At 61.9% G+C, this 12,103-nt stretch carries 6 protein-coding genes and 1 pseudogene; 6 read left to right on the top strand and 1 reads right to left on the bottom strand.

Annotated features, from left to right (window positions below; genetic code table 11):
* Window positions 1–136 precede the first annotated feature (136 nt).
* The 6 genes and pseudogenes from LJU32_18255 (at window position 137) to LJU32_18230 (ending at window position 10,966) form a co-directional block, all read left to right on the top strand.
* Window positions 137–925 (top strand): SDR family oxidoreductase, encoded by a 789-nt coding sequence (locus tag LJU32_18255; GenBank protein WKV87606.1) that lies wholly within the window; start codon window positions 137–139, stop codon window positions 923–925.
* 55 nt (window positions 926–980) lie between these two features.
* The gene (locus LJU32_18250; GenBank protein WKV87605.1) at window positions 981–1,991 is read left to right on the top strand and encodes an NADP-dependent oxidoreductase; all 1,011 of its coding nucleotides are present in this window, start codon (window positions 981–983) and stop codon (window positions 1,989–1,991) included.
* Window positions 1,992–2,252: 261 nt separating this feature from the next.
* The gene (locus LJU32_18245; protein ID WKV87604.1) at window positions 2,253–4,658 is read left to right on the top strand and encodes a glucose/quinate/shikimate family membrane-bound PQQ-dependent dehydrogenase; all 2,406 of its coding nucleotides are present in this window, start codon (window positions 2,253–2,255) and stop codon (window positions 4,656–4,658) included.
* Window positions 4,659–4,755: 97 nt separating this feature from the next.
* Window positions 4,756–6,053: pseudogene (locus tag LJU32_18240) on the top strand (carbohydrate porin).
* 1,539 nt (window positions 6,054–7,592) lie between these two features.
* Window positions 7,593–9,098, top strand: coding sequence for a glycine betaine/L-proline transporter ProP (proP, locus tag LJU32_18235; protein ID WKV87603.1), 1,506 nt, complete (start codon window positions 7,593–7,595; stop codon window positions 9,096–9,098).
* Window positions 9,099–9,262: 164 nt separating this feature from the next.
* Window positions 9,263–10,966 carry an amidase gene (locus LJU32_18230; protein ID WKV87602.1) on the top strand — a complete coding sequence of 568 codons (1,704 nt, stop codon included), beginning with the start codon at window positions 9,263–9,265 and terminating at the stop codon, window positions 10,964–10,966.
* 52 nt (window positions 10,967–11,018) lie between these two features.
* Here LJU32_18230 and LJU32_18225 read toward each other — a convergent pair whose 3' ends face one another.
* On the bottom strand, window positions 11,019–12,056 hold the full coding sequence (locus tag LJU32_18225; protein WKV87601.1) for a dienelactone hydrolase: 1,038 nt from the start codon (window positions 12,054–12,056) through the stop codon (window positions 11,019–11,021).
* Window positions 12,057–12,103 lie beyond the last annotated feature (47 nt).

Genomic DNA, 12,103 nt, shown 5'->3' with positions numbered 1-12,103 from the left:
TGAATACCTCCAGCGCTGAAAAATCATGCGTCGATGATACATAGATGTTGGCCATAATCAAAACCGTTGACAGTTTAGATTTCGATCATCATCCTAAAGGCCCGCAATCAGTCTTCTACTGAAAAGAGCCCACACCATGACTACTCGCCCTACTGTTCTGATCACTGGCGCCTCCTCCGGCATCGGCGCGGTCTATGCCGCACGTTTCGCCCAACGCGGGCACGATCTGGTACTGGTCGCCCGCGACCAGTCGCGTCTGGATACCCTTGCTGCCGGTTTGCGCGCTGAGCACAACGTCAATGTCGAAGTGCTACAGGCCGACCTGACGCAACTGAGCGACCTGCAAACCGTCGAAGCGCGTCTGCGTGGCGACGCGCGCATCGGCATCCTCGTCAACAATGCCGGCGCCGCGCAGTCCGGGACATTCATCGAACAGAGCACCGACAGCGTGGCGCAACTGGTCGCGCTCAACACCACCGCGCTGGTGCGTCTGGCCAGTGCCATCGCCCCGCGCCTGGCCAAGGCTGGCGACGGCGCGATCATCAACATCGGCTCGGTGGTGGGCCTGGCGCCGGAGTTCGGCATGTCGGTGTATGGCGCAACCAAGGCGTTCGTGCTGTTCCTCTCCCAGGGCCTGAGCCTGGAGCTGTCGCCACAGGGCGTGTACGTGCAAGCCGTATTGCCTGCGGCCACCCGCACGGAAATCTGGGACCGCGCCGGTATCGACATCAACACCCTCAGCGACATCATGGAAGTCGGCGACATGGTCGACGCCGCGCTGGTCGGCTTCGACCGTCGCGAAGTCGTGACCATCCCGCCGCTGCACGAAGGCGAGCGCTGGGATGCCTTGCAAGCGGCGCGTCAGGGGCTGTTGGGGCAGATTCGCCAGTCGGCGGTGGCGCAGCGTTATCTGACTCAGGCCTGACCTCATCCAAACCCGCCGCTATACCGGCGGGTTTCTACCGACAAGAGCATCCGCAATGAAGGCATTTTTCATCGAGCGCTACGGCAAGCAGAACGGCCGGATTGGCGACGTCGCCGAGCCGGTTGTCGGCGCACACGACGTGTTGATCAAGGTCCACGCCAGCAGCGTCAACCCGCTGGACCTGAAGATTCGCAGCGGCGAATTCAAGATGATCCTGCCCTATCAAATGCCTTTGATATTGGGCAACGATGTCGCCGGCGTGGTGCTCAGCACCGGTGCGGCGGTCAAGCGTTTCAAGCCGGGCGATGAGGTTTATGCGCGTGCGCCTGAAAACAGGATTGGCACGTTTGCCGAACGCATCGCTGTCGATGAAACAACGGTCGCGTTGAAACCCGCCAATATCGCCATGACCGAGGCGGCTTGCATGCCGCTGGTGGCGTTGACGGCGTGGCAGGCCCTGGTCGAGGTCGCCGGGCTGCAAAAAGGCCAGAAGGTGCTGATTCACGCCGGCTCCGGTGGCGTTGGCACGGTCGCCATTCAACTGGCCAAACACCTCGGCGCTTTTGTTGCGACTACGACCAGCACGGCGAATGTCGCGTGGGTCAAGGCGCTGGGCGCTGATGTGGTGATCGATTACAAGCAGCAGGATTTCGCCATTGAGCTGCGCGACTACGACGTGGTGCTCAACAGCCTTGGCGGCGATGTGCTGGAGAAATCGTTGAAGGTGTTGAAACCGGGCGGGCAACTGATTTCCCTGTCAGGACCGCCGACTGCGCGGTTCGCTCGGGAGCAGGGGTTGTCGTGGCTGCTCGGACTGGTGATGCGCCTGCTCAGCAGCGGGATTCGCCGTAAAGCACGCAAACACGGGGTGGGTTATTCGTTTCTGTTCATGCGTGCCGATGGCGTTCAGTTGCAGAAAATCACTGCGTTGATTGAGGCCGGGGTGATCAAACCGGTGGTTGATCGTACTTTTCCGTTCGATCAGATAGCTGACGCGTTGCACTACGTTGGACAAGGTCGGGCCAGGGGCAAGGTTGCCATCACTGTTGATCAGGCTTCGCAATAAATGCCAGAGGACGATCAACAACTGCCCCCGGAACCTGAATCCGATCCACTACTTTTGGAAGAACCTCAGCCGCTGAAACCACCCCTGATCGAATGGCGACCGCTGCTGCTCGAGCCTTGAGAAAACCGTCTCGCCTTGCATTTTGCCCATCCTGCACCACGCTTGATTCACAGAAGTGCACGTTTTCCTGGCAAAACTGCGGTTAACTGAATGGTTAGTTACCGTTATAATCCCGCGCTTCATTCAAACGGGACTTTCAATGTGAACCACAGTCAACGCGTCTCAGGCGTTTCAACGTTCATTCTGGTCGGCCTTGGCGTGATCATCGCCCTGCTCGGTCTGGCGCTCGCGGTCGGCGGTGTGAAGCTGGTCAGCCTGGGCGGTTCCTGGTACTTCCTGGTCGGCGGTCTGGCGATGACCGTTTCCGGTGTGCTGATCGCACTGAAGAAAACTGCAGGCGCCTGGCTGTTCGCCGCATTTCTCGTGGCCACCGCGATCTGGGCCGTGGCTGACGCCGGGCTGGTGTTCTGGCCGGTGTTCTCGCGGCTGTTCATGTTCAGCGCCATCGGTATGGTCGTCGCTCTGGTCTACCCGCTGCTGGCGCGCGCTAATGGCCGCGTGGCCGGTCGTGGCGCGTATGCCGTGGCCGCTGTGCTCGCGGTCGGTGTGGCCGTTGCGGCGGGCAACATGTTCGTCGCCCACCCAACCGTTGCCGCCACTGGCACTGGCCCGGGCCTGACTCCGGTCGAGCCGGCCAAGGCGCAGAAAGACTGGGCGCACTACGGCAACACCGAAGGTGGCAGCCGCTTCGCTGCGCTCGATCAGATCAACCGCAACAACGTCGACAAGCTTAAAGTCGCGTGGACCTACCACACCGGTGACGTCGCCGAGAGCGATGGCAACGGCGCCGAAGACCAGCTCACCCCGCTGCAGGTCGGCAACAAAGTCTTCATCTGCACCCCGCACAACAACCTGATCGCGCTGGACGCCGACACCGGCAAGGAAATCTGGAAAAACCAGATCAACGCCCAGTCGAAAGTCTGGCAGCGCTGCCGTGGCATGGCCTATTTCGATGCCACCGTCACCATCGCTCAGCCGAGCAACTCTTCGATCATCGAAGCCAAACCGGCGCCGGCTGCCAACTGCCAGCGTCGTCTGCTGACCAACACCATCGATGCCCGCCTGATCGCGGTCGATGCTGACACTGGCGAGTTTTGCCAGGGTTTCGGCAACAACGGCCAGGTCGATCTGAAGGCCGGCCTGGGTGATGTGCCGGACAGCTACTATCAGTTGTCGTCCGCGCCATTGATGGCCGGCACCACCGTGGTGGTTGGCGGTCGTGTTGCCGACAACGTGCAAAGCGACATGCCGGGCGGTGTGATTCGCGGTTTTGACGTGATCACCGGCGCCATGCGCTGGGCGTTCGACCCGGGCAACCCGCAGGATCGCAACGCACCGGCCGACGGCAAAACCTACGTGCGCAGCACGCCGAACAGCTGGGCGCCGATGTCCTACGACGCGGCGACCAACACGGTGTTCCTGCCGATGGGCAGCTCGTCCACCGACATCTATGGTGTCGAGCGCAGCGAACTGGACCACAAGTACAGCGCCTCGATCCTCGCGCTGGACGCCAGCACCGGTGAAGAACGCTGGGTGTTCCAGACCGTGCACAACGATCTGTGGGACTTCGACCTGCCAATGCAGCCGAGCCTGATCGACTTCGACAAGGACGGCCAAAGCGTTCCGGCGCTGGTCATCGGTACCAAGGCCGGGCAGATTTATGTGCTCGACCGCGCCACCGGCAAGCCGCTGACCGAGGTCAAAGAAGTACCGGTGAAAGCGGCGAACATCCCTAACGAGCCGTACTCGCCGACCCAGCCGAAATCCGTGGGCATGCCGCAGATCGGCGCGCAGCACCTGACTGAATCGGACATGTGGGGCGCCACGCCGTACGACCAGTTGCTCTGCCGCATCGACTTCAAGAGCATGCGCTACGACGGTCTGTACACCGCACCGGGGACCGACAAATCGCTGAGCTTCCCCGGTTCGCTGGGTGGCATGAACTGGGGCAGCATTTCCACTGACCCGGTGCACGGTTTCATCTTCGTCAACGACATGCGCCTGGGTCTGTGGATTCAGATGATTCCGTCGCAGAACAAAGGCCAGGCCGCTGGCGGTGGCGAAGCGCTGAACACCGGCATGGGTGCTGTGCCGCTCAAAGGCACGCCGTACGCGGTGAACAAGAACCGCTTCCTGTCGGTGGCCGGCATTCCGTGCCAGGCGCCGCCGTTCGGCACTTTGACCGCGATCGACATGAAGACCCAGAAAGTCGCATGGCAGGTTCCGGTCGGCACCGTTGAAGACACCGGTCCCCTGGGCATCCGCATGCACTTGCCGATCAAGATCGGTCTGCCAACCCTCGGCGGCACCCTGTCGACCCAGGGCGGCCTGATCTTCATTGCCGGCACCCAGGACTTCTACCTGCGCGCCTTCAACAGCGGCAACGGTGAAGAAGTCTGGAAAGCCCGTCTGCCGGTCGGCAGCCAGGGCGGCCCGATGACGTACGTTTCGCCGAAGACCGGCAAGCAGTACATCGTCGTCACCGCTGGCGGCGCACGCCAGTCGACTGATCGTGGCGATTACGTGATGGCTTACGCCCTGCCGTAACTCGCTGCCGCACCACCAACCTCCTCCAAGCGCGCGGTGCCCCAAAGCACCGCGTCGCCGTTTTATTGCGTTAAAGATTTCAGCAGGAAGGATTCACATGTCATCGGCTGTTCGCTTTTCTCGTACCAAACTTTCCACTGGCCTGTTGCTGGGCCTGAGCTGCACCACTGCCCTCCCGCGCTGGCCGCCAGCGATTCCGATCTGCTGACCCGCAGCACCCTCACCGGTGACTGGGGCGGCTTGCGTCATCAACTCGATGCAGACGGCGTCAAGTTCACTGGCGATTACAGCGGCGAAACCGCTTACAACGCCGACGGCGGCCTGCACCGTTCGGCGCGCTACTCGCAGAACATCAAACTCGGCGTGCAGTTTGATCTGAGCAAACTCTACGGCGTCGACAACGCCGGTAAAGTGCAACTGACCATCAACGACCGTCGCGGTAACAGCGCTTCGGAAGATCTGGTCGGCAACCGCCTGCCGATTCAGGAAAACTACGGCGGCCTGTACACGCGCCTGACTGAACTGAGTTACGAGCGCAGCCTGTTCACCCCGGCGCTGAACGTCAAGCTCGGCTACATGGCCATGGGCAACGACCTCGGCGGTCTCGACAGCGGCATTCTGTGCAACTTCATGAACGCCGGTTTTTGCGGCCATCCGCTGAACATGTCCGGCGGCAGCGGCTGGACCAACTACCCCAACGCTCGTCTGGGCGTGCGGGTCAAATACGACCTGTCGCCGTCCTGGCAGCTGCGTGTGGCGGCGTTCAACGTCGATCCAGAAAGTAACGGCAATTCCAGCCGCGCCTGGCATCTTGGGCCGAAGCACACCACCGGCACCGTCGTGCCGATCGAGCTGGTGTACAAGCACGCCGGCGAGCTGCCGGGTGAGTACAAGCTCGGCTATTACTACGACAGCTCCGACGTCAAACGCATTGGCAGCGACGACGAGGTGTCCGGGCGTGGCGGGCATTATTTGCTGATCGATCAGGCCGTATGGCGTTCGCCGACCTCCGAGGGCCGCAGCCTGCATGCATTCGGTCAGTATTCGGCGGCCAGCGAAGCCGCCTCGCCGTTCAGCAAGTGGTACGGCACCGGTGTGGTTTTGTACAAACCGTTCGAAGGTCGTCCGCGTGACACCCTCGCGCTGGGCTACGGCCGCGCCGTGCCGAACCCGCGCAGCCGTGATGTGCAGCAGGATGCCGCGCTGGCCAATGGTGCTGCGTTCCCGAACCTCGACAGCGCCGAGCAGTTGATCGAATTGGGCTACGGCTACCAGGCCACCCCATGGCTGACCCTGCGCCCGAACCTGCAATACATCATCGAACCGGGCGCGTTTTCCGGCCAGGACATCGACAATGCGCTGGTGGTCGGTTTGCAGGTGAAGGCTGCGCTTTAAGCCTCGCGGTGAATGTAATGCCGCTTTCGTGAGCAAGCCCACTCCCACAAGATTCGGCGGCGTGCAAAGAATCCCGGCACAACACAGATCCACTGTGGGAGCGAGCCTGCTCGCGAAAGCGCCGGGTCAGGCGGCTGCGATGTCGGATGGGCCGCCCTCTTCGTGAGCAAGCCCACTCCCACAGGATTCGGCGGCGTGCATTAAATCCCGGCACAACACAGATCCACTGTGGGAGCGGGCTTGCTCGCGAAAGCGCCGGGTCAGGCGGCTGCGATGTCGGATGGGCCGCCCTCTTCGTGAGCAAGCCCACTCCCACAGGATTCGGCGGCGTGCATTAAATCCCGGCACAACACAGATCCACTGTGGGAGCGGGCTTGCTCGCGAAAGCGCCGGGTCAGGCGGCTGCGATGTCGGATGGGCCGCCCTCTTCGTGAGCAAGCCCACTCCCACAGGATTCGGCGGCGTGCATTAAATCCCGGCACAACACAGATCCACTGTGGGAGCGGGCTTGCTCGCGAAAGCGCCGGGTCAGGCGACTGCGATTTCGGATGTGCCGCCCTCTTCGTGAGCAAGCCCACTCCCACAAGATTCGGCGGCGTGCATTAAATCCCGGCACAACACAGATCCACTGTGGGAGCGAGCCTGCTCGCGAAAGCGCCGGGTCAGGCGACTGTGATGCTGAATGTGCTGCCCTCTTCGTGAGCAAGCCCACTCCCACAGGATTCGGCGGCGTGCATTAAATCCCGGCACAACACAGATCCACTGTGGGAGCGAGCCTGCTCGCGAAAGCGCCGGGGCAGGCGACTGTGATGCTGAATGTGCCGCCCTCTTCGTGAGCAAGCTCACTCCCACAGGATTCGGCGGCGTGCATTAAATCCCGGCACAACACAGATCCACTGTGGGAGCGAGCCTGCTCGCGAAAGCGCCAGGTCAGGCGAAGGCGATGTCGGATGGGCTGCCCTCTTCGTGAGCAAGCCCACTCCCACAGGGTTCGGCGGCGTGCATTGAATCCCGGCACAACACAGATCCACTGTGGGAGCGGGCTTGCTCGCGAAAGCGTCGGGGCAGGCGGCTGTGATGCTGAATGTGATGCCCTCTTCGTGAGCAAGCCCACTCCCACAGGATTCGGCGGCGTGCATTGAATCCCGGCACAACACAGATCCACTGTGGGAGCGGGCTTGCTCGCGAAAGCGCCGGGTCAGGCGACTGCGATTTCGGATGGGCTGCCGTCATCGCGAGCAGGCTCACTCCTACAAGGCTCGGCGGCGTGCAAAGAATCCCGGCACAACACAGATCCACTGTGGGAGCGGGCTTGCTCGCGAAAGCGTCGGGTCAGGCGGCTGCGATGTTGGATGTACTGCCGTCATCGCGAGCAGGCTCGCTCCCACAGTGGATATAGAGGGCTTGCGTCGGGCGGGAAATTAATTCCTGCCAATGGTGAATTATTTCGTGTCCACATGTATCTGAGGCAGAAGAGCCGGCGCCATCATGGAGATGGCATCGCAGCGGTAATCTGGATCAGCGAGCGGGAACAGCGCAATGAAATCACGCAAGAACACTGTCAAACCGATCGGTTTGAAAGACATCACCATCGTCGACGACGCCAAGATGCGCAAGGCGATCACCGCCGCCGCACTGGGCAACGCCATGGAATGGTTCGACTTTGGCGTCTACGGCTTTGTCGCCTATGTGCTCGGCAAGGTCTTCTTCCCCGGCGCCGATCCCGGCGTGCAAATGATCGCCGCCCTGGCGACCTTCTCCGTGCCGTTCCTGATTCGTCCACTGGGCGGGCTGTTCTTCGGCGCACTCGGCGACAAATACGGGCGGCAGAAAGTCCTTGCCGCGACCATCGTCATCATGTCCCTGAGCACCTTCGCCATAGGCCTGATTCCGTCCTATGCCTCGATCGGCATCTGGGCGCCGATTCTGCTGTTGCTGGCGAAAATGGCTCAGGGTTTCTCGGTCGGTGGCGAATACACCGGCGCTTCGATTTTCGTCGCTGAATACGCCCCGGATCGCAAGCGCGGTTTCCTCGGCAGCTGGCTGGACTTCGGCTCGATCGCCGGTTTCGTCTTCGGCGCCGGCGTGGTGGTGATGATTTCGACGATCCTTGGTGAGCAGCGCTTCGAGGAATGGGGCTGGCGGATTCCGTTCTTCCTCGCCTTGCCACTGGGCATGATCGGCCTGTACCTGCGCCACGCCCTGGAAGAAACTCCGGCGTTCCAGCAGCACGTGGAAAAACTCGAACAAGGCGACCGTGAAGGTCTCGCCGGTGGCCCGAAAGTCTCGTTCAAGGAAGTTGCGACCAAACACTGGCGCAGCCTGATGACCTGCATCGGCGTGGTGGCGGCGACCAACGTCACCTATTACATGTTGCTCACCTACATGCCGAGCTACTTGACGCACAACCTGCATTACAGTGAAAACCACGGCGTACTGATCATCATCGCGATCATGGTCGGCATGCTGTTCGTGCAGCCAATGATCGGTTTCATCAGCGACAAGATCGGCCGCAAACCCTTCATCGTCGTCGGCAGCATCGGTCTGTTCATCTTCGCCATTCCGGCGTTCATGCTGATCAACAGCGGCAGTATCGGCCTGATCTTCTGCGGCTTGCTGATTCTCGCGGTGCTGCTCAATTTCTTTATCGGCGTGATGGCCTCGACCCTGCCGGCGATGTTCCCCACCCACATCCGCTACAGCGCCTTGGCCAGTGCCTTCAACGTTTCGGTGCTGATCGCCGGTCTGACCCCGACCGCCGTGGCCTGGCTGGTGGAAAGCACCAACGACCTGTACATGCCCGCCTACTACCTGATGGTCATCGCCGTGGTCGGCCTGGTCACCGGTGTAACCATGAAGGAAACCGCCAACAAACCCCTGCGCGGCGCCGCCCCGGCAGCCTCCGACCTCGAAGAGGCCAAGGAACTGCTGCAGGAGCACCACGACAACATCGAGCAGAAAATCGAAGACATCGATGCCGAAATCGCCGAGCTGGAGGCCAAGCGCAAAGTGCTGGTTCAGCAGCATCCGCGCATCAACGAATAATCCGCTGGACGCAGAAAAACCGGCGGGGCCGTCACCCCGTCGATTACTCGAAGCGCGGCTTGGTGTTAAATAGGCGCCAGTCTCAACCTTGTCGCTTAAAGCCGTGCTACGAGAACCGCTATGAATACCCCTGCCCTGAACATCCACGCCCAACAGGTGACCCCATGATCGAAGTCACCGAAGTCTCCATCGCGCAATTGCGCGCCGCCCTCGAATCCGGCCAGACCACTGCTGTGGAATTGGTGCAAGCCTATCTGGCGCGCGTCGATGCCTATGACGGTGCCGATACGCCGACAGCCCTCAACGCCGTAATCGTGCGCAATCCTGAAGCGTTGAACGAAGCACGCGCCTCTGACGCCCGCCGCGCCAAAGGTGAATCCCTTGGCCCGCTCGATGGCATTCCCTACACCGCCAAGGACAGCTATCTGGTCAAGGGCCTGACCGCCGCCTCCGGCAGTCCGGCGTTTGCCGATCTGGTTGCCCATCGCGACGCTTTCACCATCGAGCGCCTGCGCGCGGCCGGGGCGATCTGTCTGGGCAAGACCAATATGCCGCCGATGGCCAATGGCGGTATGCAGCGTGGCGTTTATGGCCGGGCGGAAAGCCCGTACAACGCTGCTTACCTCACCGCGCCGTTCGCCTCCGGCTCTTCCAATGGTGCCGGTACCGCGACTGCTGCGAGTTTCGCGGCGTTCGGTCTGGCTGAGGAAACCTGGTCGAGCGGCCGTGGCCCTGCGTCGAACAACGGCCTGTGCGCCTACACACCGTCGCGCGGCGTGATTTCGGTGCGCGGTAACTGGCCGTTGACCCCAACCATGGACGTCGTCGTGCCGTTCGCGCGGACCATGGCCGACCTGCTTGAGGTACTCGACGTAGTTGTCGCCGAAGACCCGGACACCCGTGGCGACCTGTGGCGTCTGCAACCGTGGGTGCCGATCCCGCGTGTCAGCGAAGTGCGCCCGGCGGCGTACAGCGAACTGGCCGTCGACGCCAAAGCCCTGACCGGCAAACGCTTCGCCATCCCGCGCATGTATATCAATGCCGACCCGGACGCCGGCACCAGCGACGCCCCCGGTATTGGCGGCCCGACTGGCCAGCGCATCAATACCCGCCCGTCAGTGATCGATTTGTGGAAGCAGGCGCGCCAGGCCCTCGAAGCCGCCGGCGCCGAAGTCATCGAAACCGATTTCCCGCTGGTCTCCAACTGCGAAGGCGACCGCCCCGGCGCGCCAACCGTGTTCACTCGTGGCTTGGTGTCGAAAGAATTCCTGCATCATGAACTGTGGGATCTGACGGCCTGGGCGTTTGACGATTTCCTGCAAGCCAACGGTGACCCGAAACTCAATCGTCTGGTCGACGTCGACGGGCCGAAAATCTTCCCCCATGACCCTGGCACCCTGCCCAACCGCGAAGGCGATCTGGCCGCCGGCATGGACGAATACGTGCGCATGGCCGAACGCGGCATCACGCCGTGGAATGAAATCCCTACCGTGCCTGATGGCTTGCGCGGTCTGGAGCAGACCCGACGCATCGACCTCGAAGACTGGATGGATAAACTTGGTCTCGACGCCGTGCTGTTCCCGACCGTCGCCGACGTTGGTCCGGCGGACGCCGATGTCAATCCAGCCTCGGCCGACATCGCCTGGAGCAATGGCGTCTGGGTGGCCAACGGTAACCTTGCGATCCGCCACCTCGGCGTACCCACGGTCACCGTGCCGATGGGCGTCATGGCCGACATCGGCATGCCGGTCGGCCTGACTTTCGCCGGCCGCGCCTACGACGATTCGAACCTGTTGCGCTTCGCCGCTGCCTTCGAATCCACCGGCAGCAAACGCCAGATCCCACCGCGTACGCCGCCGCTGTCCTGATCGGCGCAAGAGCAAGCCCGCTCTCAGCATTGATCAAGTGCTGAGGGCGGGCTTACTGATCCGCAGTCTGCATCCCTGCTCGCGTCGATTTGCCCAGTGCATGGGCAAAAAATCGTCCGGCTTCGGAAATCAGGTTGCGGTGAATATCCTCGCGATCCACTCCATCAGCATCGGTGCACAACGCTGGCATGGCGCGGATCTGCTCTTCATTGCATGGCGCCAGAAACACGAAGTGCCCTGCCCCGGCCAGCAGCTTGAAGTCCGGCGCGGTGGGCAGCTTGCGCGCCAGGGCAGCCGCGTTTTTATCAAAGGCCACCAGTTTGTCGCCGTCGCCGCTGTAGAGCAGCACCGGTACGTGCACATCGGCGAGGGTATGGCGGCCGAACTTCAGGCTCAGCGGCGCCATCAGCAATAACGCGTGAACCCGTGGATCGGCCACCGGCTGCAAGTCATCGCGATCGACAATCAGCTCGCCCTGGGTGTTGCAGGCGTCGTGATCGTCCGGACGGTCCTGGCAATAGCGGCGCAGACGATCCAGATCCGGTTGCGCCCCGGAAAGAATCAGCGCGGTCTCGCCACCGGCCGAATAACCGATCACACCGACCTGATCAGCGTTGACGAAGGGAGCCAGCATGTTGTCGGCGAGGGTCGCGGTGATCGCTTGGGAAATCTGGATTGGCCGCCCGTAGAGATTGCTCAACGTGCCGAGTCGGCTGTGGTCGCGCCAGTTGTCGCCGGGATGAATCACCGCCACCACGACAAAGCCTTTGCGCGCCAATGAAGTGGCCAGGTCATGCAGGGCCAGCGGCGTACCGGTGTTGCCGTGGGACAGCATCAACATGGGAAAGCGGCCGATGGCGACTTTGGTGTCTTCTCCGGCCTCGACCGAGTAACCCTCAAGCAAACTCATGTGCTCGCGGTCACTGGACGGGTAAAAAGCGATGGCGCGCATCGGTTGCAGATCGAGCGGGTCGAGAAAGGTCATCTCGTGATAACCGACGCTCCAGACCGGGTGTCGCCCCGGCGCGGCCTGCACTGAATTCAGGCTGCCCAGCAGGCAAATCAGCAACATTGCACAAAGATGCCTCATGAATGCCCCACCCTGTTGGACCACATCGTTGGATGTGCTGAAACTGC

It is taken from the genome of Pseudomonas sp. B21_DOA (assembly GCA_030544685.1).
In the GTDB taxonomy this organism is placed as follows: Bacteria; Pseudomonadota; Gammaproteobacteria; order Pseudomonadales; family Pseudomonadaceae; genus Aquipseudomonas; species Aquipseudomonas fluorescens_AO.
This window is presented reverse-complemented; position numbering and strand designations above follow the sequence as displayed.